The sequence below is a fragment of the Mycobacterium sp. C31M genome (genome assembly GCF_053345865.1).
Genome location: NZ_JBKFAX010000002.1, coordinates 385,380 through 411,893, shown reverse-complemented (window position 1 = coordinate 411,893; position 26,514 = coordinate 385,380). Strand labels below are relative to the sequence as shown.

At 66.7% G+C, this 26,514-nt stretch carries 28 protein-coding genes; 19 read left to right on the top strand and 9 right to left on the bottom strand.

Going from position 1 to position 26,514, the window contains the following annotated elements; all coding sequences use genetic code 11:
* Positions 1–101: 101 nt before the first annotated feature.
* From ACLBYA_RS04490 to ACLBYA_RS04480, 3 genes are read left to right on the top strand one after another with little or no spacing between them, the layout of a single operon-like run.
* Positions 102–1,715 (top strand): amidohydrolase, encoded by a 1,614-nt coding sequence (locus tag ACLBYA_RS04490; RefSeq protein WP_447708146.1) that lies wholly within the window; start codon positions 102–104, stop codon positions 1,713–1,715.
* 29 nt (positions 1,716–1,744) lie between these two features.
* Entirely contained in the window at positions 1,745–3,307 is a 1,563-nt protein-coding gene (locus tag ACLBYA_RS04485) for a long-chain-fatty-acid--CoA ligase (RefSeq protein WP_447708145.1), read from the top strand.
* Position 3,308: 1 nt separating this feature from the next.
* On the top strand, positions 3,309–4,253 hold the full coding sequence (locus ACLBYA_RS04480; RefSeq protein ID WP_447708232.1) for an o-succinylbenzoate synthase: 945 nt from the start codon (positions 3,309–3,311) through the stop codon (positions 4,251–4,253).
* Between the two features lie 107 nt (positions 4,254–4,360).
* Here the strand turns inward: ACLBYA_RS04480 and ACLBYA_RS04475 are convergent, their stop codons facing one another.
* A complete protein-coding gene (locus ACLBYA_RS04475; RefSeq protein WP_447708144.1) occupies positions 4,361–4,696 on the bottom strand; it encodes a type II toxin-antitoxin system HicB family antitoxin in 336 nt (111 codons plus the stop codon).
* Between the two features lie 90 nt (positions 4,697–4,786).
* Between ACLBYA_RS04475 and ACLBYA_RS04470 the strand changes: the two genes are divergently transcribed.
* The 5 genes from ACLBYA_RS04470 to ACLBYA_RS04450 are packed head-to-tail and all read left to right on the top strand — an operon-like array spanning position 4,787 to position 9,502.
* Positions 4,787–5,752 carry a GlxA family transcriptional regulator gene (locus tag ACLBYA_RS04470; RefSeq protein ID WP_447708143.1) on the top strand — a complete coding sequence of 322 codons (966 nt, stop codon included), beginning with the start codon at positions 4,787–4,789 and terminating at the stop codon, positions 5,750–5,752.
* A 12-nt stretch (positions 5,753–5,764) separates the two neighbouring features.
* Positions 5,765–6,475 carry a DJ-1/PfpI family protein gene (locus ACLBYA_RS04465; RefSeq protein WP_447708142.1) on the top strand — a complete coding sequence of 237 codons (711 nt, stop codon included), beginning with the start codon at positions 5,765–5,767 and terminating at the stop codon, positions 6,473–6,475.
* A 10-nt stretch (positions 6,476–6,485) separates the two neighbouring features.
* Positions 6,486–7,304, top strand: coding sequence for an alpha/beta fold hydrolase (locus ACLBYA_RS04460; protein WP_447708141.1), 819 nt, complete (start codon positions 6,486–6,488; stop codon positions 7,302–7,304).
* Positions 7,305–7,313: 9 nt separating this feature from the next.
* On the top strand, positions 7,314–8,942 hold the full coding sequence (gene menD / locus ACLBYA_RS04455; protein ID WP_447708140.1) for a 2-succinyl-5-enolpyruvyl-6-hydroxy-3-cyclohexene-1-carboxylic-acid synthase: 1,629 nt from the start codon (positions 7,314–7,316) through the stop codon (positions 8,940–8,942).
* A gap of 47 nt (positions 8,943–8,989) precedes the next feature.
* Positions 8,990–9,502: a DUF3592 domain-containing protein gene (locus ACLBYA_RS04450; protein ID WP_447708231.1), complete on the top strand. Its 513-nt coding sequence runs from the start codon at positions 8,990–8,992 to the stop codon at positions 9,500–9,502.
* Here ACLBYA_RS04450 and ACLBYA_RS04445 read toward each other — a convergent pair.
* A complete protein-coding gene (locus ACLBYA_RS04445) occupies positions 9,460–10,119 on the bottom strand; it encodes a DsbA family protein (RefSeq protein WP_447708230.1) in 660 nt (219 codons plus the stop codon). The two genes, ACLBYA_RS04450 and ACLBYA_RS04445, sit on opposite strands and share 43 nt — an antisense overlap.
* 96 nt (positions 10,120–10,215) lie before the next feature.
* On the opposite strand from ACLBYA_RS04445, the gene ACLBYA_RS04440 reads away from it, so the two are divergent.
* On the top strand, positions 10,216–11,358 hold the full coding sequence (locus ACLBYA_RS04440; RefSeq protein WP_447708139.1) for a glycosyltransferase family 4 protein: 1,143 nt from the start codon (positions 10,216–10,218) through the stop codon (positions 11,356–11,358).
* A 34-nt stretch (positions 11,359–11,392) separates the two neighbouring features.
* Here the strand turns inward: ACLBYA_RS04440 and ACLBYA_RS04435 are convergent, their stop codons facing one another.
* Positions 11,393–12,217 (bottom strand): SDR family oxidoreductase, encoded by an 825-nt coding sequence (locus ACLBYA_RS04435; protein WP_447708138.1) that lies wholly within the window; start codon positions 12,215–12,217, stop codon positions 11,393–11,395.
* A gap of 94 nt (positions 12,218–12,311) precedes the next feature.
* Here ACLBYA_RS04435 and ACLBYA_RS04430 point away from each other — a divergent pair, with 94 nt between their 5' ends.
* Positions 12,312–12,998 (top strand): demethylmenaquinone methyltransferase, encoded by a 687-nt coding sequence (locus ACLBYA_RS04430; protein ID WP_447708137.1) that lies wholly within the window; start codon positions 12,312–12,314, stop codon positions 12,996–12,998.
* A gap of 83 nt (positions 12,999–13,081) precedes the next feature.
* Positions 13,082–14,017, top strand: coding sequence for a CobW family GTP-binding protein (locus tag ACLBYA_RS04425; RefSeq protein ID WP_447708136.1), 936 nt, complete (start codon positions 13,082–13,084; stop codon positions 14,015–14,017).
* Here the strand turns inward: ACLBYA_RS04425 and ACLBYA_RS04420 are convergent, their stop codons facing one another.
* Both ACLBYA_RS04420 and ACLBYA_RS04415 read right to left on the bottom strand, forming a co-directional pair.
* A complete protein-coding gene (locus ACLBYA_RS04420; protein ID WP_447708135.1) occupies positions 14,018–15,004 on the bottom strand; it encodes a hypothetical protein in 987 nt (328 codons plus the stop codon).
* A complete protein-coding gene (locus ACLBYA_RS04415) occupies positions 15,001–16,587 on the bottom strand; it encodes a C39 family peptidase (protein ID WP_447708229.1) in 1,587 nt (528 codons plus the stop codon). The genes ACLBYA_RS04420 and ACLBYA_RS04415 overlap by 4 nt, the downstream gene beginning before the upstream one ends.
* 211 nt (positions 16,588–16,798) lie before the next feature.
* On the opposite strand from ACLBYA_RS04415, the gene ACLBYA_RS04410 reads away from it, so the two are divergent.
* The 5 genes from ACLBYA_RS04410 (at position 16,799) to ACLBYA_RS04390 (ending at position 21,429) form a co-directional block, all read left to right on the top strand.
* Positions 16,799–17,905 carry a DUF2235 domain-containing protein gene (locus ACLBYA_RS04410; RefSeq protein WP_447708134.1) on the top strand — a complete coding sequence of 369 codons (1,107 nt, stop codon included), beginning with the start codon at positions 16,799–16,801 and terminating at the stop codon, positions 17,903–17,905.
* Positions 17,902–19,644, top strand: coding sequence for a hypothetical protein (locus ACLBYA_RS04405; RefSeq protein ID WP_447708133.1), 1,743 nt, complete (start codon positions 17,902–17,904; stop codon positions 19,642–19,644). Before ACLBYA_RS04410 ends, ACLBYA_RS04405 begins: the two co-directional genes overlap by 4 nt.
* Positions 19,641–20,966 carry a hypothetical protein gene (locus tag ACLBYA_RS04400; RefSeq protein WP_447708132.1) on the top strand — a complete coding sequence of 442 codons (1,326 nt, stop codon included), beginning with the start codon at positions 19,641–19,643 and terminating at the stop codon, positions 20,964–20,966. The genes ACLBYA_RS04405 and ACLBYA_RS04400 overlap by 4 nt, the downstream gene beginning before the upstream one ends.
* Before the next feature lie 77 nt (positions 20,967–21,043).
* Positions 21,044–21,208 (top strand): hypothetical protein, encoded by a 165-nt coding sequence (locus tag ACLBYA_RS04395; RefSeq protein ID WP_447708131.1) that lies wholly within the window; start codon positions 21,044–21,046, stop codon positions 21,206–21,208.
* Positions 21,205–21,429 carry a hypothetical protein gene (locus tag ACLBYA_RS04390; protein ID WP_447708130.1) on the top strand — a complete coding sequence of 75 codons (225 nt, stop codon included), beginning with the start codon at positions 21,205–21,207 and terminating at the stop codon, positions 21,427–21,429. Before ACLBYA_RS04395 ends, ACLBYA_RS04390 begins: the two co-directional genes overlap by 4 nt.
* Before the next feature lie 18 nt (positions 21,430–21,447).
* Here ACLBYA_RS04390 and ACLBYA_RS04385 read toward each other — a convergent pair whose 3' ends face one another.
* Complete coding sequence (locus ACLBYA_RS04385) at positions 21,448–21,972, bottom strand: helix-turn-helix domain-containing protein (RefSeq protein ID WP_447708129.1); 525 nt, start codon at positions 21,970–21,972, stop codon at positions 21,448–21,450.
* 81 nt (positions 21,973–22,053) lie between these two features.
* Here ACLBYA_RS04385 and ACLBYA_RS04380 point away from each other — a divergent pair, with 81 nt between their 5' ends.
* A complete protein-coding gene (locus ACLBYA_RS04380; protein ID WP_447708128.1) occupies positions 22,054–22,839 on the top strand; it encodes an aldolase in 786 nt (261 codons plus the stop codon).
* 11 nt (positions 22,840–22,850) lie between these two features.
* On the top strand, positions 22,851–23,729 hold the full coding sequence (locus ACLBYA_RS04375) for a dihydrodipicolinate synthase family protein (RefSeq protein ID WP_447708127.1): 879 nt from the start codon (positions 22,851–22,853) through the stop codon (positions 23,727–23,729).
* Between the two features lie 22 nt (positions 23,730–23,751).
* Here ACLBYA_RS04375 and ACLBYA_RS04370 read toward each other — a convergent pair whose 3' ends face one another.
* Positions 23,752–24,339 (bottom strand): TetR/AcrR family transcriptional regulator, encoded by a 588-nt coding sequence (locus ACLBYA_RS04370; RefSeq protein ID WP_447708126.1) that lies wholly within the window; start codon positions 24,337–24,339, stop codon positions 23,752–23,754.
* A 74-nt stretch (positions 24,340–24,413) separates the two neighbouring features.
* Between ACLBYA_RS04370 and ACLBYA_RS04365 the strand changes: the two genes are divergently transcribed.
* Positions 24,414–25,430, top strand: coding sequence for a zinc-dependent alcohol dehydrogenase (locus ACLBYA_RS04365; RefSeq protein WP_447708125.1), 1,017 nt, complete (start codon positions 24,414–24,416; stop codon positions 25,428–25,430).
* Between the two features lie 32 nt (positions 25,431–25,462).
* Here ACLBYA_RS04365 and ACLBYA_RS04360 read toward each other — a convergent pair whose 3' ends face one another.
* Both ACLBYA_RS04360 and ACLBYA_RS04355 read right to left on the bottom strand, forming a co-directional pair.
* Positions 25,463–26,194, bottom strand: a complete 732-nt coding sequence (locus ACLBYA_RS04360; RefSeq protein WP_447708124.1) for a FadR/GntR family transcriptional regulator — start codon at positions 26,192–26,194, stop codon at positions 25,463–25,465.
* Positions 26,195–26,512: a putative quinol monooxygenase gene (locus tag ACLBYA_RS04355; RefSeq protein ID WP_447708123.1), complete on the bottom strand. Its 318-nt coding sequence runs from the start codon at positions 26,510–26,512 to the stop codon at positions 26,195–26,197. It lies immediately after the preceding gene.
* Between the last annotated feature and the right edge of the window lie 2 nt (positions 26,513–26,514).

Genomic DNA, 26,514 nt, shown 5'->3' with positions numbered 1-26,514 from the left:
TTCGTGCCCTCATGCTTACGTCGAACGGACGCTCATGAGAATCGACACCCGCCGAGATCTTTTTTCATCGAAAGTTCCGGGCCGGGCGATAACCTTGCGCCATGCCGGGACCCGCCGACCTTGTGATCACCGGAACCATCCTCACCGTCGATGACAGTCTTCCCACCGCACGCAACCTCGCGGTCGCCGACGGCCGGATCGTCGCCGTCGACCTGGCCGAGGCTGAATTGGGTGACTGGATCGGGCCGGACACCACGGTGCTGTCGGTGGGCGGCGGCTGTGTGCTGCCCGGTTTTGTTGAGGCGCATGGTCATCCGCTGATGGAGGCGATCGCACTGTCGGATCGGATGGTCGACATCCGGCCGGTGACGCTGCCACGTGCCGAGGACGTGGTGGCCGCGGTACACGCCGAGGTGGCGCGGCGCGGTGCCGACGGCGCCTACCTCAACGGCTGGGATCCGCTGCTGCAGACCGGGTTGCCGGAGCCGACGCTGCAATGGCTCGACAGCGTGGCCGATACCCCGCTGGTCATCCTGCACAACTCCGGGCACAAGGCGTTCTTCAACTCCGCGGCCGCCGCCGCCGTCGGGCTGAGCCGCGACACCCCCGATCCCAAGGGTGCAAAGTACGGCCGCGACGCGGACGGGAATCTCGACGGCACCGCCGAGGAATCCGCCGCGGTGTTCCCGCTGATCGGCGGTGCGGTGTCGGTGGGTGACTACCCGGCGATGCTGCTGGCCGAATGCGACAAGCTCAATCGCGCCGGCCTGACCACCTGCTCGGAGATGGCGTTCGATCCGATGTTCCGGCCGATGCTCACGGCCCTGCACGATCAATTGACCATCCGGCTGCGCACCTACGAGATGTCCACCGCCGCGCTGCATACCGACGCGCAACCGTTCGACGGTGACGATCTGGTGCGCCAGGTCGGCATCAAGATCTGGGTGGACGGGTCGCCGTGGATCGGCAACATCGACCTCACCTTCCCCTATCTGGACACCGACGCCACCCGCAGCATCGGGGTGGTGCCCGGCTCGTGCGGGCACGCCAACTACACGAAGGAACAGCTGGCCGAGATCGTCGGCACCTTCTACCCGCAAGGCTGGCAGATGGCCTGCCACGTGCAGGGCGACCACGGTGTGGACACCATCCTCGACGTCTACGAAGAGGCCCTTCGTGCCCACCCGCGCGACGATCACCGGCTACGCCTCGAGCATGTCGGCGCCATCACCGATGCGCAGCTGGCCCGCGCCCACGCGCTCGGGGTGACCTGCAGCCTGTTCGTCGACCAGCTGCACTACTGGGGTGACGTCATCGTCGACGGTCTGTTCGGTCCGCAACACGGGGAGCGCTGGATGCCCTGTGGGTCAGCCGCGGCCACCGGAATGCGCATCTCGCTGCACAACGATCCGCCGGTCACCCCGGAGGAGCCGTTGCGCAATATCAGCGTGGCCGCCACCCGGAAGGCGCCGAGCGGACGGGTGCTGGCACCGGAGCAGCGGCTGACGGTGGAACAGGCGATCCGCGCGCAGACCCTGGATGCCGCTTACCAGTTGTTCGCCGATGACCGGATCGGGTCCATCGAAATCGGCAAGTACGCCGATCTCGTTGTGCTGTCGGCCGATCCGCGGACTGTCGACCCCGATGCGGTCGCCGACCTGACCGTCACGCACACCTTCCTGGCGGGCCGCCAGGTTCATCCGAAACCCGCCTGAGTTGATAGGTGTCATGGCAGGCTGTGTCCATGTCTGAGCTGGCGGAGCCACAGTTTCTCGATGAGCGCGTCGCGCACTGGGCGTCGGTAAAACCCGATGACGAGGCCGTCACCTATCTGAGCCGCACCTGGACCTGGTCGCAGTTCGACGACCGGGTCCGCCGGGCGGCCGGTGCGCTGCGCGCACGCGGTGTCGGCCGCGGCGACGTGGTCGGCTTCCTGGACAAGAACCACGCCGCGTGTGTCGAGGTGACGCTGGCGGCGGCCTCGCTGGGGGCGGCGACCACGATCATCAACTTTCGGCTGGCCGCCGACGAGATCGACTATGTGGTCAACGATTCCGCCGCCAAGGTGCTGTTCGTCGGCACCGAGTTCCTGCCCACTGTGGCATCGATCCGGGACCGGTTGCCCGGCGTCACCGAGATCATCGAGGTCGAGCCCGAAGGTGATGACGAGTATGAAGCCGTCCTCGCCGCGGCCGATCCCGTGCATCGCTCACCGGATGCGCATACCGATGACACCGTGGTGGTGATGTACTCCTCGGGCACCACCGGCCGGCCCAAGGGCGTCACGATCAGCCACGCGAACCTGATCGCGCACACCGTCAATGCCTTCGACCAGTGGCCTTTTCAACCGGGTGACAAGAACCTGGTGTCGATGCCGCTGTTCCATGTCGGCGGCACGTCCTATATGCAGTTCGGACTGTTCTACGGCGCGCCGAGCTATATGACCCGTGATATCGAGGGTGGTGCGCTGGCGGCGGGCATCCTGGCCGGAGCCAACCGGACCTTCCTGGTGCCCGCGGTGCTGGCGTCCGTGCTGCAGATCGGGCCCGAAGCGGTCGAACTGTTCGGCGCGCTGAAGATCTTCTGCTACGGCGCGTCACCGATGCCGCTGCCACTGCTGCGGGAGGCGCTCAAGGCCTGGCCGGACACGGATTTTGTGCAGGTGTACGGGCTGACCGAGGTGTGCGGGGTGGTAACGCGGTTGGGTCCCGACGATCACCGCGGTGACGATCAGCAGCGACTGATCAGCGCGGGCACACCGATCAACGGTGTCGAGATCCGGATCGTCGACCCCGACTCGCTGCAGGATGTGCCGACTGGTAAGCAGGGCGAAATCTGGTTCCGTACAAAGCAGTTGATGAAGGGCTACCTGAACAAGCCGGAGGCCACCGCCGAGGCGATCACCGCCGACGGCTGGTTCCGCACGGGTGACATCGGCAGGCTCGATGACGGCGGCTACCTGTTTGTCGAGGACCGGATCAAGGACATGATCATCACCGGCGGTGAGAACGTGTACTCGATCGAGGTCGAACGGATTCTGGCCGAGCACCCGGCCGTCGTCGAGGTCGCGGTCTTCGGGGTGCCCGACGAGAAGTGGGGTGAGGCGGTCAAAGCCGTTGTGGCACTGCAGGATGACGGTGTCGGCGAGAGCGACCTGATCGCCTGGGCGCGTGAGCACCTGGCCGCCTACAAATGCCCGAAGTCCGTCGATGTCGTCGACGCGCTGCCGCGTAACCCGACCGGCAAGATCCTGAAGAAGGATCTGCGGCAACCACATTGGGAGGGTCGCGATCGCGCCACCATCTGAGCTGCCGGCCCTCGACGATCTGCTGGACCGGCTGCATGTCGTCGCGCTGCCGATGCGGGTGCGCTTCCGCGGTATCACCGTGCGGGAGGTGGCGCTGTTCGACGGCCCGGCCGGCTGGGGCGAGTTCGGGGCCTTCACCGAATACGGGGCGAGCGAGGCCGTGCACTGGCTGGCCGCCGCGGTCGAGTCGGCCTATCGCGCGGCTCCCGCGCCGCAGCGCACGCTGATCCCGGTCAACGCCACGGTGCCTGCCGTCGAACCGGCCCGGGTGCCCGAGGTGTTGGCCCGGTTCCCGGGCGCGCAGACCGCGAAGGTGAAGGTCGCCGAACCGGGGCAGACGTTGGCCGACGATGTCGCGCGCGTCGAGGCGGTGCGAGCGCTGGTGCCGACGGTGCGGGTGGATGCCAATGGCGGTTGGTCGGTGCCGGCCGCGGTCGAGGCGGCCGCTGCACTCGGTGAACTGGAGTACATCGAACAGCCATGCGCCACCGTCGAGGAACTCGCGGCGCTGCGTCGGCAGGTTTCGGTGCCGATCGCCGCCGACGAGTCGATCCGGAAGGCGGCCGACCCGTTCCGGGTGGTCGCGCTGGGGGCGGCCGATATCGCGGTGGTCAAGGTCGCGCCGCTCGGTGGGGTGGCGCCGTTGCTGGTCGTCGCGGCGCGGATCGGGATTCCGGTGGTGGTGTCGAGCGCGCTGGACACCGCGGTCGGCATGTCACGTGGGCTGCTGGCAGCCGGGTGTCTGCCGGAGTTGCCGCATGCCTGCGGGCTGGGGACCGGCGGGTTGTTCGTCGAGGACGTGGTGGACGCGACGCCCCCCGTCGATGGATGCCTTCCGGTGGGGCCGGTGGTGCCGGACCCGGATCGGTTGGTGTGTTTGGCGGCCCCGGCGGATCGCCGGCAGTGGTGGATCGAGCGGGTGCGGGAGTGCCACGCGCTGCTGTGATGCCGGCAGATTTTGGAGCGACAATGCCCCCGTAGAAGCGGTACTACCGGCGGTATTACTTCTGTAGGGGTATTGCGGCCAGAAATTCTGCGGCGGCGCGCACACTCTCAGAAATCCGCGACAGGGCGGTTCGTCAGCTTGTGCAGGACCCACTGATTCAACGACACCCCTTGCTCAACCGCCTCGACGGCCAGGCTGGCGTGCAATGACGTCGGCATCCGCACCATGAACTTCCCGCTGTACTGCCGGTCGGTCAGTGGCTCGGGCAGCGGCCAGTCGTCGGCCAGTGATGTTCTGACCTCCTCGATGACGGCGGATTCGGTGTTGGCGATCGCCTCGGCGGCCGTCGGCCCGCGTCGCCATATCGTGGGGAATTCCAGGCAGCGGCCGAGGTAGGAGTCGTCATCGGGGGACCACTCGGCACGATAGGTGTATTGCGGCATGCGCCCAGCATCGACACCACCACCGACATGTCCTGATCTGTGGGGTCCATGGCATAGACGCCATCATCAAATCCGGTCACGATGAAACCCGTGACGCGATCGGTGGTGATCCTCGGATTCGGCGGTGTGCAGGCGCTGGACATCGCCGGGCCGTTCGACGTGTTCACCGGCGCCAACCTGCAGCTGGTCGCGATGGGGTGTCCGGAGCGCTACGACATCGCGCTGGTGTCGCTCGACGGCGCGCCTGTCAGCACCATGACGGGCCTGGAATTTGTCGCGGTGCCCCTCCCTGATCCGACCACGGAGATCGACACGGTGATCATCCCGGGCGGTTTCGGCACCGAAGCGGTGCGCAAGGACGCCGCGACCGTCGAATGGATCCGCACGGTGGCCGCGACCGCCCGGCGGGTCGTCACAGTCTGCTCGGGCGCGTTCCTGGCCGCCGAGGCCGGTTTGCTCGACGGCTGCCGGGCCACCACCCACTGGGCGGCCGCCGGGCATCTGGCCGACCAGTACCCCGATGTGACGGTCGATCCCGAACCCATCTTCGTGCGCAGCTCCGAAAAGGTGTGGACCGCGGCCGGGGTCACCGCGGGCATCGACCTGGCCCTGCATCTCGTCGAGGAGGACCACGGCACCGAGATCGCGCAGACCGTCGCCCGCTGGTTGGTCCTCTACCTGCGCCGCCCCGGCGGGCAGACCCAGTTCGCCGCCCCGGTGTGGGCGCCGCGGGCCAAACGCGCACCCATCCGTGCGGTGCAGGAGTCCATTGAGACCGAACCCGGTGCGGCGCACAGCATCACCGAACTGGCGCGCCGCGCCGCGATGAGCCCGCGGCACTTCACCCGGGTGTTCACCGATGAGGTCGGCGAGGCACCCGGCAGCTACGTGGAACGTATCCGGACCGAGGCGGTCCGGCGTCAGCTCGAGGAGACCGACGACACCGTCTCCGTCATCGCCGCCCGGTGCGGCTTCGGCACCGCGGAAACCATGCGCCGCAACTTCGTTCGACGCGTCGGCATCTCGCCCGACCAATACCGCAAGACCTTCGTATAAAAGGAGAAGAGAATGCAGATCGCCATCGTGCTCTACCCCGGGTTCACTGCCCTGGACTTCATCGGACCCTACGAGTCACTGCGCTGGCTTCCCGATGCCGAGGTCCGCTTCGTCTGGCATCAGCCCGGACCCATCGCCGCGGACTCCGCAGTGCTGATGGTCGGGGCCACCCACTCCTTCGACGAGACACCCTCACCCGACGTCATCCTCATTCCGGGCGGTTTCAGCACCATGGAGCATGCCCGCGACACCGCGCTGCTGGACTGGGTGCGCCGGGCGAACCGCACTGCCACCTGGACCACCTCGGTGTGTTCGGGTTCACTCATCCTGGCCGCCGCCGGCGTGCTGGACGGTAAACGGGCCACCTCGCACTGGGCGGCCCTGCCGGTGCTCAAGACGTTCGGGGTGACCCCGGTCGGCGACGAGAGGGTGGTGCACCAGGGTGACGTGGTGACCGCCGCGGGCGTGTCGGCAGGTATCGATCTCGGGCTCTGGCTGGCCGGCCAGATCGCCGGTGACGCCAAGGCCAAGGCCATCCAGCTGTCCATGGAGTACGACCCGCAGCCGCCGTTCGATTCGGGGCACATGTCCAAGGCCTCGGCCGCCACCAAGGCGACTGCCACCGCGCTGATGGGCCGTGAGATGTTGAAACCCGCTGCGCTCAAGGCCAGCACCCAGCTGCTCTGGGACCAGGCGATCAAGCGGGTGCGCGCCCGCAAGTAACCTCGATCGGATGAACCTCGCGTATGTCGACAAAGGAGGCACCGGCGACCCGGTGTTGTTCATCGCGGGCCGCGGCGGCGCCGGCCGCACGTGGCATCTGCATCAGGTCCCGGCGTTCCAGCGGGCCGGTTACCGCGTCATCACCTTCGACAACCGTGGCGTGGGCGCCACCGAGAATGCCAGCGGATTCACCACCGAGCAGGTGGTGGCCGACACCGCCAGCCTGATCACCAAGGTGGTCGGCGGACCGGTCCGTGTCGTCGGGGTCTCGATGGGCTCGTTCATCGCGCAGGAGCTGATGGTGTCCCGTCCCGAGCTGGTCAGCCAGGCCGTGCTGATGGCCACCCGCGGCCGCCACGACAAGGCCCGCGACATCTTCAACAAGGCCGAACGCGACTTTCACGACGCCGGGGTCACCCTGCCACCCAGCTATGACGCCAAGATCCGGCTGATGGAGAACTTCTCCCCGAAGACCCTCAACGACGACCGTGCCGTGCAGGACTGGGCCGAGATGTTCACAATGTGGCCCACCAAGTACACACCGGGCCTGAAAAGTCAGCTCGCCGTCTCGCCCGAGGGCAACCGGCTACCCGCTTACCAGCACATCAAGAACCCGGTCCTGGTGATCGGGTTCGGTGACGATGTGCTGATGGCACCGCACCTGAGCCGCGAGGTCGCCGACACCATCCCGGGTGCCCGGTACCGGGAGATTCCCGACGCCGGCCACCTGGGCTTCATCGAGCACCCCGAGGTCGTCAACGAGGCCATCCTGGAGTTCTTCGCCGAGGTGCCGCAGGCAGGCAAGCGACTCCCGCTGGCCGGGCAATAGGCTGGCGGGGTGAACCCCTCGACGACCCAGGCCCGCATCGTCGTCGACGAGCTGATTCGCGGCGGCGTCCGCGATGTGGTCCTGTGCCCGGGGTCGCGGAACGCACCGTTGGCGTTCGCACTGCACGACGCCGACCGTGCCGACCGCATCCGGCTGCACGTCCGCATCGACGAGCGCACCGCCGGCTATCTGGCGATCGGGTTGGCGGTCTCGGGGCAGGCCCCGGTGCCGATCGCGATGACCTCGGGCACCGCCGTGGCCAACCTGGGCCCGGCGGTGGTCGAGGCCAACTACGCGCGCGTCCCGCTGATCGTGCTGAGCGCCAACCGGCCCTACGAGCTGCTGGGCACCGGCGCCAACCAGACCATGGAGCAGCTCGGCTACTTCGGTAACCAGGTGCGGGCGAGTATCAGCCTCGGGTTGGCCGAGGCCCATGCCGACATGGCCGCGCTGAACGCCCAGTGGCGCTCGGCGACCTGCCGGGTTCTGGTGGCCGCCAAGGGATCTCGCAGTGCCAATGCCGGGCCGGTGCAGTTCGACATCCCGCTGCGCGAGCCGTTGGTGCCCGACCGCGACGACCGTGCCGAGACCCCCGCCGGCCGGCCCGACGGCCGCTCCTGGACGCACACCCCGCCGGTCAGCTTCGACCAGCCGCTGGACATCGACCTGACCCCTGACACCGTCGTCATCGCCGGCCACGGCGCCGGCAGCCACCCGAATCTGGCCGGGCTGCCCACTGTCGCCGAGCCGACCGCCCCGGCCGCGCAGAACCCGCTGCACCCGCTGGCGCTGCCGATGCTGCGGCCCCAGCAGGTCATCATGCTGGGCCGGCCGACCCTGCACCGCACGGTGTCCAATCTGCTGGCCGACCCCTCGGTCCCGGTGTTCGCGCTGACCACCGGCCCCCGCTGGCCGGACGTGTCGGGTAACTCGCAGGCCACCGGCACCCGGGCAGTTACCGCAGGCACCCCCGACCCGTCCTGGCTGCAGCGCACCACCGACCTGAACACGCGCACCTGCGCCGCGGTGCGCGCCCAGCTCGACGCACATCCGCACACCACCGGCATGCATGTCGCGGCTGCGGTGGCCGACGGCCTGCGCGACGGTGATCAGCTGGTGCTCGGTGCCTCCAACCCGGTCCGCGATATCGCGCTGGTCGGTTTCAACCGGCCCGGTGTCAAGGTGCGCTCCAACCGCGGGGTGGCCGGGATCGACGGCACCCTGTCGACGGCCATCGGCGCGGCATTGGCACATGAGCGCTCTGGTGGCGCCACGGTCGCCCTGGTCGGCGATCTGACCTTCGTGCACGACAGCTCCGGTCTGCTGGTCGGACCCACCGAGCCGACACCGCGCAATCTGACCGTCGTGGTGTCCAACGACAACGGCGGTGGCATCTTCGAACTGCTGGAGCAGGGGGACCCGCGGTTCTCCGATGTCTCCTCGCGTATCTTCGGCACCCCGCACGATGTCGACATCGCCGCGCTGTGCCGGGCCTATCACGTGCCCACCCAGCAGGTCGAGGCCGAGTCGCTGGCCGATGTGCTGCAGAAACCGTTCGACGGGATGCGGGTGCTGGAGATCAAGGCCGACCGGTCCTCGCTGCGCGCACTGCACGCCGCCATCCGGGCGGCGCTCTAGTGAAGTGGCCGCCGGCGCTGATCAGGCTGTGGCACCGGCTGCCACGAATGTTCGGTGATGGCACCGAAACTCGGCAGCAGCGTGTCATCCGCAGGGTCCGGGTGGGCATTTTGTTGATGGCAGCGCTGGCGTCGTTCCAGTCGGTGCTGCTGGTGCTCGGCGCGTGGGAGAACGACCGGCGCATCGAGAGCGATATGGGGGTGGCCGCCGCCGAGGTGCTCGACGCCGGGCCACGCCGGTCGACCATCGAGTTCGTCACTCCCGACCGGGTGACCTACCGGCCCGAACTCGGTGTGCTGTATCCGTCCGAATTGGACACCGGGATGCGCATCTACGTCGAATACGACCGCAGCGACCCTGATTTGGTGCGGGTCCAGGACCGCAACGCCGCGCTGGCCATCATCCCGGCCGCGTCCATCGCGGTGCTGGGCTGGCTCATCGCCGGTGCCGCGCTGCTGGTCGTCGCCGTCGTCGCCCGCCGGATGGACGACGAGCGGCAGGGTCAGTCGGCCGGAGGTCAGGCTGACGACATCAACCTGTCGAGCCAGTCCTCGTCGTAGATGTCCAGCTTCTCGTCGTTGGTCAAGTCGTAAACCGTTGGTGTACCGGTGTTCACCGGATCGACCAGGTACAGCAGGTCGTAGTTCATCGCATCCATCTCGACGGCGTCCACCGCGCCCTCGCCGTCTTCGATGCGTTGGGCCACGTCGTCGGGTAACCCGGCGGCACGGGCTTTTTCGGCCATCTCCTCATCGCTGGGCCCGCGCCCGGACGGATCTTGGTCGGCCCACAATGCCTCGACGAACGACTGGAACGGCACCGCGGGGGTATCACCCTCGGAGGCGGCGACGAACAGGGCGTTGCTGACGCGTTCGGAGTAGTGGAAGTCGTCGGTCTCCAGGAACGTCATCGGCCGGTAGGTGACGGCCAGGTGTCCCATGCCGATGTGATGACGCAGGTCCTCGCCGAAATCGCGTTGCAGGTCCGCGCAGTGTGAGCATTGGGGTTCGGCGAAGATCTCGATGCGCACCGGGGCATCGGCGAACCCGGCGGTCAACCCGTAGCCATCGTCGCTGAGCTGCGTCATCGGCTTGTTCGGGTCGGATTGTGCGCTGCCCTCGATCTGCTTGGTGCAGCCGGTGACCAGCAGCGTCAAACCGGTGAGCACAGCCAACATTCGATGCACGCAGACCACCGTACCGCTGTCGTGGTGTTCGCATGACATACGCCCGCTGGCAACCGTTTGGACAACCGCCACTGAGACAGTCGTGGCGTGCGCGTTGCAATCGTTGCCGAAAGCTTCCTGCCGAACGTCAACGGCGTCACCAACTCGGTGCTCCGGGTGATCGAGTATCTCCGCCGCACCGGGCACGAGGTGCTGGTCATCGCCCCGGACACCCCGCGCGGTGAAGCTCCCGCCGATCGGGTGCACGACGGTGTCCGGGTACATCGGGTGCCGTCGCACATGTTCCCCAAGGTCACCTCGCTGCCGCTGGGTGTGCCGCGGCCCCGGATCGTCGGTGTGCTGCGCGGATTCGATCCCGACGTGGTGCATCTGGCCTCGCCGGCGCTGCTCGGCTGGGGCGGGGTGCACGCCGCCCGCCATCTCGGGGTGCCGACGGTCGCGGTGTTCCAGACCGATGTCGCCGGGTTCGCCGAGAGCTACGGTGTCGGCGTGCTGTCGCGGGCGTCGTGGGCCTGGACCCGCCGCCTGCACAGCAAGGCCGACCGCACCCTGGCGCCGTCGACGTCTGCGATGGAAAGTCTGGCAGCCCATGGTGTTCCGCGCCTGCACAAGTGGGGGCGCGGGGTGGACATCACCGGTTTCGTGCCGTCGGCACGGGATGAGTCGCTGCGGGCACGGTGGTCGCCGTCGGGCACGCCGGTGATCGGGTTCGTCGGCCGGTTGGCCCCGGAGAAGCACGTCGAACGGCTGGCGGTACTGGCCGCCCGCGATGACCTGCAGGTGGTCGTCGTCGGTGACGGAGTGGACCGCCGCAAGCTCGAATCACTGATGCCCACAGCGGTTTTCACCGGTGAACTGCGCGGCCCGGCGCTGGCCGCGGCCTACGCCAGCATGGATGTGTTCGTCCATCCCGGAGAACACGAGACCTTCTGCCAGACCGTGCAGGAGGCCATGGCCTCCGGTGTGCCGGTGATCGCACCGAACGCCGGTGGCCCGCGCGATACCGTCACACCGATGCACACCGGCCTGCTGCTCAACGTCGACGAGTTCACCGACCGGCTGTCCGGTTCGGTGGATCACCTGATCGCCGAACGCGCCCGCTACTCGGCCGCCGCCCGGCGCAGTGTGCTGACCCGCACCTGGCCGGCGGTCTGCGACCAGCTGCTGGGCCATTACGAGGCTGTCATGCAGTCGCGAGCGACCGTGTCTGCACGGCGACGCGCCGGGTAGCGTCGCAGTCTGCGGTCGCTCGCGGGTCGAAGAATTAGCCCTGGGCTTCGACCGCCACCGGCTGCCATTCCCGCCACGTCGCCAACCGCTGCGCGTAATCGGCCTCGGCCAGCTGCAGCGGGATCTCGCCGAAGAACACCCGCAGCGGCGGCTGCTCGGCGTCCACGATCTTGAGGACCGCGGCGGCCGACGCCTGCGGGTTGCCGGACTTGGCGGTGCGCTTGGCGCGCGCCTCGGCGGCCTGTTGATGCGCCTCGGCGTAATCGGGCAGCTGGGTGGCGTGCCGGGCCGACGACCCCGCCCAGTCGGTGTCGAAGCCACCCGGCTCGATCAGCGTCACGTGGATGTTGAAGCCCGCGACCTCCTGGGCCAGCGACTGGGAGAAACCTTCAAGCGCCCACTTCGACGCGTGGTAGATCCCGACGTTCTGGAACGCGGTGATCCCGCCGATCGAGGACACCTGGATGATGTGCCCGCTGCGCTGGGCGCGCAGGAACGGCAGCGCGGCCTGGGTGACCCACAGCGCGCCGAACACGTTGGTTTCGATCTGGTCGCGGGCGTCGGCCTCGGAGAGCTCCTCGATGAACCCGAACTGCCCGTACCCGGCGTTGTTGACGACGACGTCGAGGCGGCCGAAGTGCGCGTGGGCCGCCGCGACGGCGGCGAAGTCGGCCTCCCGGTCGGTGACGTCGAGCTGCAGCGGCAGCAGCGCCTCGCCGTACTTGGTGACCAGGTCATCCAGGGTCGCGGTGTCACGGGCGGTGGCGGCTACCTTGTCGCCCCGCTCCAGGGCGGCGTTCGTCCATTCCCGGCCGAAGCCGCGGGATGCGCCGGTGATGAACCAGATTTTCTCAGCCATATGACGTGCCTCTCGTGTGCTGTTCTGCAGGTACCAACGTCACCAGATGCGGCCCATTCCGGGAACCCCGAGACTCACAGGTAGTTTTAATCCGGTGAGCAGGGCGTCGCTGGATAAGGATCCGCATGAGGTGGCGTCGATGTTCGACGCTGTGGCTCGCCGCTACGACATCACCAACACGGTGATGTCGCTGGGCCAGGACCGGTTCTGGCGGCGAGAGACCCGCTCGGCGCTGGGCATCGGCCCGGGTGACAAGGTGTTGGACCTGGCCGCGGGGACGGCGGTGTCGACGGTTGAACTGGCCACCTCGGGGGCGTGGTGTGTGGCCGCGGACTTCTCGGTCGGCATGCTGGCCGCCGGGGCGTCGCGCGATGTCCCCAAGGTGGGCGCGGACGCCACCCGGCTGCCGTTCGCCGACGACTCCTTCGACGCGGTGACCATCAGCTTCGGGCTGCGCAATGTCGTCGACCATGTCGGCGGGTTGCGTGAGATGGCGCGGGTGACCCGCCCGGGCGGTCGGCTGGTGGTGTGTGAGTTCTCGACACCCACCAACAAGCTGTTCGCCACCGCGTACAAGGAGTACCTGATGCAGGCGCTGCCGCAGATGGCCCGCGCAGTGTCGAGCAATCCGGACGCGTACGTCTACCTGGCCGAGTCGATCCGGGCGTGGCCGACGCAGCCCGAACTTGCCGCGCAGATCACCGAGGCCGGCTGGGACGCCGTGCGCTGGCGCAACCTCACCGGGGGGATCGTCGCGCTGCATGCCGCCGTGAAGCCTTGAGTGAAGGCGATGGCGAGTGAGCATCGCAGCGAGGTACGAGCGAGGAGCGGAGCGAGCCGGAGCCGAGCTATGAGATTTGAGTTATGAGTACGCCCGTTCTGGCCATCGCCGGTTTCCTGGGGGCCGGTAAGACCACGCTGCTCAACCACCTGCTGCGCAACAGCCGCGGGGTGCGAATCGGGGCTCTGGTCAACGACTTCGGCGCGGTGAACATCGATGCCATGCTGGTGGCCGGACAGGTCGACGCCATGGCTTCGCTGTCCAACGGCTGCATCTGCTGCGCGGTGGACGCGTCGGAGGCCGCCGAGATGCTGGGCAAGCTGGCGTCGGTACGGCCGGCGCTGGACCTGATCGTGGTCGAGGCCAGCGGGGTCGCCGAACCGCCGGTGCTGGCGCGCACCATCGCCACCGCCGAGGACGACCGCTTCCACTACGCGGGGCTGGTGCTGGTGGTCGATGCGGTGCAACCGGCCGAGTTGGGTCACGGGGTGGCGGTGGCCGATCTGGTGGTGCTCAACAAGATCGGTGATGCCGACGGTGATGACGTGCTCGCCAACATCCGGGAGATCAACCCGCGGGTCCCGGTGCTGCCCACGGATTTCGCCCGGATCGACCCGGAGTTGTTGATCGACCCGCCCCGAGCCCGGAAGCCGCATGCACAGCTGTCCTTCGATGAACTGCTGCATGATCACCACGGCCACGAGCACCCCGAGTATCAGAGCGTCGAGTTCGGCTCCGAGGACACCGTGAACCCGCGCCGGTTCATCTCGTGGTTGCAGGATCGCCCCGAAGGGCTGTACCGGGTAAAGGGCTTCGTGGATTTCGGGGCCAATGGACGGTTCCTGGTCCAGCTGGTGGGCAGCTCGCTGCGGTTGACCCGTAAGCGGGGCCGCGGCACCGAGCTGGTCCTCATCGGCACTGGGATGGACGGCGCGGCGCTGACGGCCGCACTGCAGGACTGCACTCGTGAACCGGCCGACGAGAACGCGATGCTCGGGGTGCTCAAGTACGTGGTGTAGTCACGCGGCGGTGCGCGCCGCGACCCGGCCGCTCACCGCATTCACATGGCCCACCGCATGCGCCACGTGGTTGACACCGGGCACCGCGTCGGTGGTGTCGTAGCTGATATGCGGTCCGGTCCCGGCTGCGACGAATTGGAGCGCCAGCACCGCCGCCTCGATGGCGTCGAACACGTTGAGGCCTTGAGTATCCGCCTTCGGAAGGGCGGGAATCGTCGCGCTGCTGAGTAGCTGCCCGGCCAACAAGGCCGACGGCCCCAACGCGGCCAGACCGCCGAGCCCGGCAAGCGGTCCTCCGAGCTCGACGAGCAGTTGCACCACGCCGCGGGCGATGGCCTCGACCATCGGCACCGGTGTCGGCGCGAGGCCGATCTCGACGCCCATCGAGTAGAACGTGCGGATGATCCGGCCTGCCCCGTTGAGTGGTGTGGCGGTGTACAGGTCGATCCCGACAGCTCCGTTGGCCGGGCCGTTGGCCAGGTAACACCAGCGCGGGTCGGGGTTCTCGATGCGGTCGGGGCTGATGCCGGCGCCGCCGGGGTCGGCCGCACCGGCGCTGGTCGTCCCGGCCGGACGCATCGGATCGCCGAAGCTGAAACCGCCGATGAAATCGTCCGACCGGTGCGCCAACTGCCCGCCGGGAAGCAACTCCTGATAGACCTCGCCCGCGCATTGTGCGCCCTGGCTGTAGGCGCCCAGCCCGAAGGTCTGATCGGTGTGCAGATTGATCCAGTCGATCGCCCACTGCTTTCCCGTCGCGACGCTCTGGCGGTAGGACGGCGCCATCGGGTCGGGGCTGTCGACCGGACCGAACGACCACGGCGCCTGCACCGGCACCTCGAAGACCAGCTCGGGATCGGCGTTCTGCACCACCCACGAGCTGTACCCGGTGCCCGGTGGCGCCCAGGTTCCCGAAAAGGTCAACCAGGCGTGCCGAACTCGGCGGACGCCGCCGATGTCGGCCAGCACGTCACCGAAATCGGTCATCGCGAAGGACGTTTCGCGGGTGCCTTCTTCGCTGGTGCCTTGGCGGCCGGCCGCTTGCGTGGTGTGCGTGGGGCGTGGCCGTTGGTACGTGGCGTGACCGGCTCGAGGAACGCGCTCGTGGGCAGTTCGTTTGCCGTGCGCCACTGGATCGCGAACTCCATCAACTCGAGCAGGACGTCGCCGGAGTCGCGCACCACGCCGTCGGAAAACTCGTGGCGCCAGGCGATCTGCTCGTTGATCGGCACGATCTGCTCGAATGCGTCGGTATGCCCGGCGTGCTCGGTACCGTCGGGTTGCCGGCGGTTCCACGGGCCGCGATCCGGGTCGTTGACGATCTCGTTGAACTCGCGGGGGTGCCGTGAGAAGGCGAACCGCCACGTGAACGGCCAGCCGTTGGCCGCGGTGCCCGCGGTCACGTTCTTGATCTCCTGTGCATCGGCCATGGTGATATCTCCTGTCGAGGTCGTCAAAGTCGTTAGTGCAGTCCCTATTTCACGGCAGCGCTGCCAGCGCAGCTTGCGGTCCTCAAGGCCATTGAGGCCGCCGTTGATCCCTCGGGTAACCCGATCGATGTCGTTGGCATCGGCCAGCGAGTTGAGCTCGGGCCGGGCGACCGTCCAGTACCAGACCGCACCGAGGAAGCTGTATTCGTCTGTTGCCAGCTGTTCCGGTTCGTCGACGAAGAAGGACCGGGTGGGCACCAGGCCCTTGGCGTGCGCCCACTCCGACAGCTTGGTGTAGTTGTGCCGGCCGGTGACCTGGATCGGGCCGCGGCCCTTGTATCGCCGGCCGTCGCCGGGGTGGATGTTGCCCAGGTCGGTGCGTCCCTCGTAGCCGCTGCCGTCGGCGATCTCCTCCATGTATTTCAACCCACCGGATTCGTGTCCGATCTGGGCCAGCCACATGGCGATCCGGTCGGGTGTGGTGCATTGGGACTGCTGTAGCGCCTGACCGACGGCCGGTAGCAGTTCGCGATAACGATCGAAGGACACCGTGCCGCCCATCGCCCTCATCAGAGTCTCGGCGACCAGATCCTGCGGCGCCTGGGGAGCGGACGGATTGACGTCGACATCGGCGTAGCAGTAGCCCTTCGGCGGGATCAGCGTCGCGGCCTGCTCGAAGCTGATCCAGTAGTTGAAGGGCCGGAAGCCGCTGTCGGCGATCCACAGCGCACGTTGGCCAGGGGTGTCGTCGTACCCCATGCAGGCCACGTAGTGATATTTCGTCCCGCCCCGGTACTCCGGCGAAGCGCTCCCTTTCACACCACGCGGGTAGTTCGACGGCGGAGCCACCCAGTTCATCACCACGCCGAATCCGCTGTCGATCGAGTCCACGACGTCACGCCACAGCTTCTCTTTCTGGCCGGCGCTCGGTGGATCGTCGGGCATGTCGACCGACGTGTACCTGGCCTCGGCGATCTTCGTGTCCAGGACCCGCTCGATCAGTCCGATGAAGTCAGTTCCCGCTGTGGTGGTGCCCATTTCGCGCGCCAGATCGCGTTCAGTGGCGGTGACGCCGCGGGAGTTCAGGACGATCTGGGTGGATGCAGGCCCGCACCAGAACGGCGTCTCCTGAACGACGATGGTGCGCTCGTAGGCAAGATCTTCTCGGTCACCGCAACCCCCTGTGGCAGATTTCTGTCCGATTGCATCGAGTGTCGGCAACCCGGGCTACACCGGCTTGAGTAGCGCGGTACTCGATTTCGACGGGTACGCAAATTAAGTACCGTATTACTCGATTCGCCACGCGCACCGATTCCTACCGTGGCTCCATCGACTCGTCGAAGGAGCAGCGATGAAGAACATCGTGATCTGTCTGGATGGCACCTCCAATGAGGTCAAGGCGCAGGGCGTCACCAATATCTTCAAGATCGTCGAGTTGTTGGAACTGAGCGACCCGACTCGACAGCAGGTGTTCTACGACCCGGGCGTCGGCACGCTGCCCGCCGCCGGTGCTTGGAGCGCGGTCGGTCGAAAGCTCTCGGTGCTCGGTGGACTCGCACTGGGACATGGGATTCGGCAGAACATCGCCGAGGCCTACAGCTACCTGATGCGCACCTGGGAGCCCGGTGACGAGATCTACATCTTCGGCTTCAGTCGGGGCGCGTTCACCGCGCGGGCACTCTGCGGTCTGTTGAAGTCGGTGGGACTGTTGCGACCGGGGTCGGAGAATCTGGTGCCATATGCCATACGCGTGTATGCCCGCAACCCCGGCGATTCCGATCTGTCCGGCCCCGAGGGATGGCCGCGCATCAACCGCTTTGCCGATGCGCTGGCGCTACCGACTCCCGGCGAGACCGTCGCCTGCCCGGTCCACTATCTCGGGCTATTCGACACGGTGAAGGCCACCAGTTTCATCGGACCGGACTTCAAATGGCCGTGGACGCGGCAACTGGTGAATGCCCGAACCGTACGACATGCGGTCTCGATCGACGAGACGCGTCGGCCCTTCAAGCCATACCTACTCAAGTTCCCCCCTGTCGGACAACGATTTCCGGACATGGAAGAGGTGTGGTTCGCCGGCGTGCATTCCGATGTCGGAGGTGGTTTCCCCGACAACCCGCAGCTGGGTGACATCGCCATGCGCTGGGTGCTCGACGGTGCGGCCGCCGCCGGCCTGCGTATCCGCGAACAGGAATACGCGGCGCGGTTCACGATGTCCGAGAGCGATGCACACGCCGCGATCAGCCGGATGGAGTGGCGTGGCCGCCTGGCAGGCACGCCGCCCATCGGCCGGCGTCGCCGACTCCCACCCGGGGCGGTGGTGCACGGAAGCGTCGCGCTCCGCTGTGAGGCAGACCCTGACTATGGTTCGAATCTCCCCGCAGACGTGGTGTTCCTGGACCGCACCGACTGGGTTGGCGAACCGGGCGGTCCGTTCGCCGGGGTGATCTCATGGTGAGCCCGGACTTTTGCAGTGTCACCATCGTCGTGCAGGATCCGAACGTCGAACGAGACGGCAAGGTCTTGACCGCCGAGGTGCAGCTGCCCAGAGAGGACCTTGTCGACGGTCCGATGGGATCGGCGCTCTACGTGGTGGATTACGATGCCACGGCCCGCCGGATGTACCGGTCGGCCTCGGCGGAACACGGTCCGCCGCGCTGGCAGAAGCGTGACGACATACTGAACGATCCGGCATTTCATGCCTGGAACGTGTACGCAATCGTCACCAGAACTCTGCGGCGTTTCGAGTCCGCGCTGGGCCGGCGCGTGCGGTGGGGAATCCGCGGGCACCAGCTCAAGGTGGTGCCACATGCATTCGAGGATGCGAATGCGTTCTATTCTCCTGAGGCCGAGGCGCTGCTGTTCGGCTACATCCGTCGCGGGCCCAGCGCCGCGAACACCTACCTGTGCCTGTCCCACGATGTCGTGGCCCATGAGACGACACACGCGCTGCTGGACGGGTTACGCGGCAGCTTCATCTCGCCATCATCACCGGATCAGGCGGCGTTTCACGAGGCCTTCGCCGACATCGTCGCGCTGCTGTCGGTGTTCTCCTTGAAGGAGGCGGTCGAGTACCTTGTCGATCCGGACAACGACCGTGCCTTCATCGACAAATCGGTGTTCGATCCCAAGCGGCTCGCCGAGACGGATCTGTTCGGGCTCGGCGAGAATCTGAGCCACGTCAACGCCCTTCGTCGTTCGGTCGACATCGATCCGGACACCCGATTGCTGGATCGACCCGAGTTCCACGAGGTGCACCGGCGAGGTGAGGTGCTCGTCGGCGCCGTCATGCGCACGTTGTTGGTGTCTTGGGAAAGACGAATGGAGGAGCTGTTTCCCGGCAACGACACCCGGATTCCGCGCAAGATCCTGGTCGAGCAGGGCGCCGATATCGCCGATCTGCTGCTGACCATGACCGTCCGGGCCATCGACTACACACCGCCCATCCACGTCACCTTCGCCGATTTCCTGCGTGCGATGTTGACGGCCGACCGCGAGGTTCGTAATGACGACACCCGCTACCAGCTGCGGGCCACGCTGCGCGAGCAGATGGCCGCGTACGGCATCGTCGGTACTTCTCAGGACGACGACGGATGTTGGCTGCCGCCGGACACGGCAACTGATCTTGAACGTAGCGGGGTGCACTTCTCCGCGCTGCAGACCGATGACACCGAGATGTTCCGGCATGTCTGGAGCAACCGTGACAACCTGCATCTGAATCCGCAGGCGTTCACCAGGATCACCAGTGTGCGGCCGTGTGTCCGGAGCACCCCTGACGACGGGTTCCAGGTTCGCGAAACCGTCGTCGAGTGCACGCAGTACCTCAAGATCGCTGCCGGGGAACTGCCCGCCTACGGGTTGGCACCGTTGCCGAAGCTCGACCCCGACACCCAGATCGAGCTGCGTGGGGGCTCGACGTTGATCCTCGACGAGTACGGCGACCTCAAGTTCGAGATCTCCGACAAACTGCCCAGCCCGCTCGCAGTCGACCCGAGCCCGACGCCCGACCGACAACGGCGCATTCGGCGGTGGGATGCCCGGATCACCTACTTGTATCAGGCCAGAAGTCTCACCGATGGACCACGCAGCGTGCACGCGTTGGCGGCGAGACACCGTGACCGCAACGCTGCCGAAAGTCCGGCGGCCGCTGCCGCCGAACTGGTCCGGCGCGCACGAGGAGCTTTGGAGGAGTGGTGACGCACAACATCAAGAGGGCCGGAATCCGGGCGTACAACGTGGGCTTCGGCGACTGTGTGCTGCTGTGGATCGACTACGACGATGCCATGCGGCGTGCGATCCTGATCGACTTCGGATCCACCGAGCTGCCCGGCGATTCTCCCAAGGATCACATGGACCGCGTCGCCGAAGACATCCGCGATGTCGTACTGGGGCGCAGCGCCAATGACGACAAGTCGATCACGGGCGGGCTGCTGCAGATGGTGGTGGCCACCCATCGCCACGCCGACCACATCAGCGGATTCGGGCGTGAGACGGCGGGCCGGATCATCAGGGAGCTCATGCCGTGTCGCGTGGTGCAGCCCTGGACCGAGGATCCGAGGCTGCCCACCGATGCCAAGGCGCCGGTGACGCATCGGCAGTTGGTCGGCACCATGGGGGACATGCAGCTTTTTGCTGCCGGTATCACCGCGGCATCATCGAAGATGGATGCGTTGCATCGCTTTCCCGATGGGGTCGGTGCCCGTTTGCAGTTCCTCGGTGAGAAGAACATCTCCAACCGGAAGGCCGTCGACTGCCTGCAGACGATGGCCGGCGACGACCGTGGCCGGTATGTGAAATACGGCGACGAACTCACCGACGACGACTTGTTACCCGAGGTCACCATCAAGGTTCTCGGGCCGCCCACGTTGGACGTCGCGCCGTCGTTGGCGCGACAATCTCAGATCAACAGGGAGTTCTGGCATCTGGCGTCCAACTGGTCCCAGGCGGCTCAGGCCGGTGATGCTGCCTGCGAAGAGTTGCCGTCGCTGTTCGACACGACTGTCGACGGTGTGCCGCAGGCCGCGCGTTGGCTGACGCCGCGAATCGACCGTGCGCACGCCGACAACATGCTGTCCTTGCTGCGGACAATGGATTCCTCGCTGAACAACACCAGCGTCATCCTGCAGATACGGATCGGTGAGTCGTTGCTGGTGTTCCCCGGCGACGCCCAGATCGAGAATTGGAGCTGGGTGCTCTTCGACGTCGACCGCGTGGAGGCCGATCAGGTGCTCCATGATCTGGCGCATACCAACATCTACAAGGTCGGGCACCACGGCAGTCTGAATGCCACTCCGAAGACGTTGTGGGACAAATTCGTTCATCGCGGTATCGGGGATGCTGTCGAGAGCCGACGCCTGGTCACGCTCTTGTCGACGCTGGACGGCCGCCACGGCAGTCGAGAGGACAACACCGAGGTGCCCCGGCAATCGCTGGTGCGTGCGCTCAAGGCGGAGTCGAACCTGTTCAGCACCGAGTTGCACAAGACGCCATGGTGGACCGATATCGAGGTGCCTGTCTAGTCCGGCAGCGGTGCCGCGCCAAACGACTACGGATTCTCAAGGACGCCTCAGAGCTGCCCAGCTGCGAGCGTAGAGCCATGGACACAAATCTGAACATCACCGTCACCGGCCTGATCGGGCGGCAACTCGTACCACTGCTGACCGCCGTCGGTCATCATGTGGTCGCCGCGTCCCGCGCGACGGGCGTCGACCTGCTCAGTGGGGACGGACTGGCGGGGCGCTGGCGGGCGCCGACGCCGTGATCGACGTCGCCAACTCTGCCACCCCCGAGGACTCGGCGCAGGCATTCTTCGAGCAGGCCTCGTCGAACCTGGCCGCCGCCGTGCGTGCGGCGGGGGTGGGGCACTACATCGTCCTGTCCATCGTCGGCGCGGACGCGATGGCTCCGCACGCGGGGTACCTGCGCGGCAGGATCTCCCTGGCTTCAGCCGAGCTGTCGTTGACCGGGTTTCGGCTGGACTGAGGTAGCTCGCCGCGAAACCTATCGCCGACCCGGGGCGCTGTAGGCCACCACCACGACCTCGGCGGTGTCGTCGCCGATCTGCCGTAATTTGTGTGCAGCCGAGGCGTCGAAGTAGGCGCAGTCGCCGGTGTCGAGAGCCACGATCCGGCCGTCATGGTTCAACTCCACCGCGCCGCGGTGCACGAAGACGAATTCCTGACCCGGATGGGCCGGATGCGGGTGCGCGGCGAACTGCCGGCCCGGGCGTACCACGAATGGTGACATGGCCTTGCCCAGCATGCCTGCGGCGATGGCGTGGTGACGATCTGAGCCGTGGTCCGTGGCGCGTTCGACAGTCAGGGTCCCGGCTTCGGCGTCGTCGGAGAACAGCTGTGCCACGTCGACGTCGAGTGCGCGGGAGATCTTCAGCGCCGCAGCGATCGACGGAACACTCTGGCCGCGTTCCACCTTGGACAGGTAACTCTTGGTCAGTCCTGTCGACGCCGACACCTCGTCCAGCGTCATTCCGCGCTGCTGCCGTACCGCACGTAGCAAGCCACTCACGGAACTGAGGTTACCGCATTGACGATATGACACAAAGTGTCCTATGGTTGCCTCAGTGTCATCATGAGAGGAGAATCGAAGATGACCGGCACCCTGCAGGATTCCAAGGCTGACCTGATGCGCCGCGCGCAGGACGGCCTCGACCGTAATATTGCCGAGTCCGCCCTGACCGCCCGCGAGAAGGTGGCCCTCACCTGCCGCGCGCTTTTCGACGCCGGACACGACTCGGGTCTGGCCGGCCAGATCACCGCCCGCGCCGAACGGCCCGGCACCTACTACACCCAGCGCCTCGGTCTGGGGTTCGACGAGATCACCGCGGCCAATCTGCTCCTCGTCGACGAGGACCTGAACGTCCTCGACGGCGACGGTATGGCCAACCCCGCCAACCGCTTTCACTCCTGGATCTACCGCGCTCGTCCGGATGTGAACTGCATCGTGCACACCCACCCGTTCCACGTGGCCGCGCTGTCGATGCTCGAGGTGCCCCTGATGGTCTCGCAGATGGATATCGCGCCACTGTACGACGACTGCGCCTTCCTGCCCGATTGGCCCGGCGTGCCCGTGGGCAACGAGGAGGGCGAGATCATCTCGGCGGCACTCGGCGACAAGAAGGCGATCCTGCTCGCCCATCACGGCCATGTGACCGCCGGCGCCAGCATCGAAGAGGCTTGCTCGTTGGCCATGCTGATCGAACGCGGCGCGAAGCTCCAGTTGGCGGCCATGGCGGCGGGAACCATTGCACCGCTGCCTGATCGGCTTGCGCGGGAGGCGCACGACTGGACGCTGACCCCCAAACGCAGCCAGGCGAACTTTGCCTACTACGCCCGCAGGGCGCTTGCTGCCCACCCTGACACCCTCAGCCACTGAAAGGCAGACACATGAGCAAAATCGAAGGCATCATCGCCTACCCCATCACTCCGTTCACCGCCGGCGGCAGCGCCATCGACACGCCGAAGCTGGCCGGACTCGTCGAACATCTGGTCGCCACCGGGGCTCATGCCATCGCGCCACTCGGCAGCACCGGGGAATCGGCGTATCTCACCGAAGCCGAGTTCGACACGGTTGTCGACACGACCGTGAACGTCGTCGCCGGTCGTGTCCCGGTCATCGTCGGCGCGTCGGATCTCACCACCGCCAACACGATTCGCCGCGCCCAACATGCACAGCAGTCCGGCGCCGACGCCTTGATGATCCTGCCGGTGTCCTACTGGAAGCTCACCGATCGCGAGATCGCGCAGCATTACGCCAGTGTCGCCGCCGCTGTGGACTTGCCGATCATGGTCTACAACAACCCGGCCACCAGTGGCGTCGACATGAGTCCCGAACTGCTGGTGCAGATGTTCGCCGATATCGAGAATGTGCGGATGGTCAAGGAATCCACCGGCGACCTGGGTCGTATGCAGCGCATCAAGGCGCTCTCCGGTGGCGAGTTGCCGTTCTACAACGGCAGCAACCCATTGGTGCTCGACGCACTGACCGAAGGTGCCTCCGGCTGGTGCACCGCGGCACCGAACCTGCGGCCGCAACCGTGCCTGGACCTGTACGCGGCGGTACGAGCCGGTGAACTGGATCGCGCGCAGCAGATCTACGACGACCTCGCCCCGCTGCTGCGGTTCATCGTTGCCGGTGGTCTACCCACCACGGTGAAGGCCGGGTTGGATCTGCTCGGCACCGATGTCGGCGATCCGCGGGCTCCGCTGTTGCCGCTGGATGCAGATGGTCGCTCCGAGCTCAAGGCGATGCTGGCAGCGGTGTAGAGGTAGACGCTCTGAGGCGGTCTCAGCGGTCAGATCGCGGCAGCGCCTGTGAGACAAGCCGAGTCAATACTGCAGTGACTTCGTCGAGTGGATCGATGCTGCGCTGCGCGCGGCAAATCGCAACAGTGCCCTCGACTGCCGCGATCGCCAGGGTGGCCAACTGTTTGGCGGATTCCGGCTGCACCCCGGATTGGGTCAACGAGTCGACCAGCAGATCTGACCAGCGGGAGAAAGCGGCGGCCGCGGCGGTGCGCGGGGCGGAATGCTCGTGGGGCAGATCTTCCACCGAGACGGCGAGCACCGGGCATCCGGCATGAAAGTCGCTGTCGACAACCACCTTTCGCCACATCAACAGGAAGGCGCGCAGGCCTTCGACCGGTCCTGCCTCCAGTTCGTCGGCAAGTGCGCGGGCGGTGAGATCGTCAGCCCACTGCACCGCCGCGGTCGCGATGTCGTACTTCCCGCCGGGGAAGTAATGGTAGGTGGACCCGAGTGGCGCCTCGGTGTGCTTGGCGAGTTCGCGGACACTCGCAGCATTCAGCCCGCGCCGGCTGATCAGGTCGGCCGCTCCGGCGACCAGACGTTGGCGTCCTCGACGATCGGCGGCCATCACGACTCCTTGCTATAGCGATCGTTATAGCTTACTCTCGCCGTGTCTATAACGATCGTTATAAGGAGGTTGTCGTGAGAAGCCTGATGTTCGTCGAACCCGGCAGGTTGCGCTTCGACGATGTGGCCGACCCGGTCATCGTGGAACCCACCGACGCGCTGGTGTGCCCACTCGCCGCCACGACCTGCGACCTGGACCACCACGTCATCGCGGACAAGACCCCGTTCTCGGGCGTCGGGCCGTTCGCGCTCGGCCATGAATGTGTCGGCACCGTCGTCGCGGTCGGTTCCGCCTGCGCACAGGTCGCCGTCGGTGACATCGTCGGGGTGGCCTGGCATATCGCTTGCGGTACGTGTGTGCAGTGTCGACTTGGGCACCCCGCCCGCTGCCTCGAACTCGGTGAAGCACAGTACGGCCTGCCCATCAACGGCTTATGGGGTGGCACCTTCTCCGAACTGATCCGGGTGCCCTTTGCCGACTACAACCTTGCGTCCCTGCCGGCGGGCATCGATCCGGTGCATCTCGCCTCCATCGGTGACAACCTCGCTCTCGGTTGGGAATCCGTGATGCCGACGATCACGGGTATCGCCGATCCGCAGGTCGCCGTCTTCGGCGGCGCGGGTTCGATAGGGCTCTATTGCGTCGACGTCGCCGTGCACTGCGCCGGCGGGCGCACGGTGTACTACGACGACGATCCCGTTCGCATGGCGGTCGCGGAACGACTCGGCGCAGAGGTCGCCGATATCAATGGCAAGCGAGAGAAGAACTTCCACCTTGCGGTCGATGCCTCTGCCGATCCCGACCGGCTGCGTAAGGCGCTGACCTCGGTGATGCCCGAAGGCTACGTCAACAGCGTGGGCATCTATTTTGCCGATGTGGCGCTGCCGATGCTGCAGCTGTATCTGCGCGGTGTGCACTTCCACAACGGGAAGGGTCACGCGCGGCCGAACATGACGCCGGTGCTCGAGGCGGTGGCCGCCGGAGTGTTGCACCCAGAACTGGTCACCAGCGGGATCTACGCCTGGGACGAGTTGCCTGACGTGCTCACCTCGGAGCGCGCCGGGCACAAACCGATCTTCGTGCTGGACTGAACCTGGACAGCGGGCAACGGTGGCGCTGGATCTCAGGCCGGCGGCTGCTGATTGTGTGCGGCGATCGCCGCATTGAGTCGACAGGAGGCACCGTCCATGTGGGAACGCATGGCTTCGGTGGCACCGACGGCGTCCCGCGCGGCGATCGCATCGAAGATGGGAACGTGCTCCAGATAGGACGGCTCGCGTGATTCCGCGGCCTCCACCACGCTGCGGATCCACACGTTGAGCAGAGACGCGATGCTGGACAACATGTTCGACAGCACGCTGTTGCCGGTTGCCTCGGCGATGCTCAGGTGGAATGCCACATCCGCGTCGACGAACACGTCGTTGTCGGCGGCGTCGCGCATGCCGTCGAGGTGCGATCTGATGATGACCAGATCCGAGTCGCTGCGCCGCTCGGCGGCCAACCGGGCGGTCACCGGCTCGAGGTGCTGACGGGTCTCCACCAGGTCGCTGGTGCGCTGCTCGCCGACCAGCAGACCCCACTCGACCACTCGGGGGAGCAGGCTTGAGTCCGGCGCCCGCACATAGGTGCCGTCACCTTGCCGCACCTCCAGCAGGCCGAGCAAGCCCAGTGACTTCAGTGCCTCCCGGACGACGAAACGACCGACGCCGAAGGACTCGGCTAGCTGTCGCTCGGACGGCATCCGGGTGCCCGGGGTGATCTGTCCGGAGAAGACAGCGTCGAGCAGTGCCCGGGCCACCTCCGATGACGGCGGTTCCCGAGGAGCCTGCACAATCCGCGCAAATTGGTCGCCCACTCAACCACTGTAGCTGGTGCCGAGCCGGACCGGCCGCGCAAACGTGTTGTGGTGGCTGCCCTGGACCACGTATTTCGCGGCGGCCTCCTGCCACCTGGCGTAATGCGGTGCGCCACGATGCCCGATGCGGAAGGCGTCCTCGTCGGCATAGATCTCGTAGAGATAGAACCGGGTCGGGGTCTGGTCGTCCTGGTGTACATCGAAGGTCAGGCAGCCCGGCTCGTCCCGCAACGAGGCCGCGGCGTTGGTTGTGATCGCGTCGACGAACTCATCGATGGTTTCGGCGTGCACGTTGAGTGTGACGAACAGTGTGAACATGT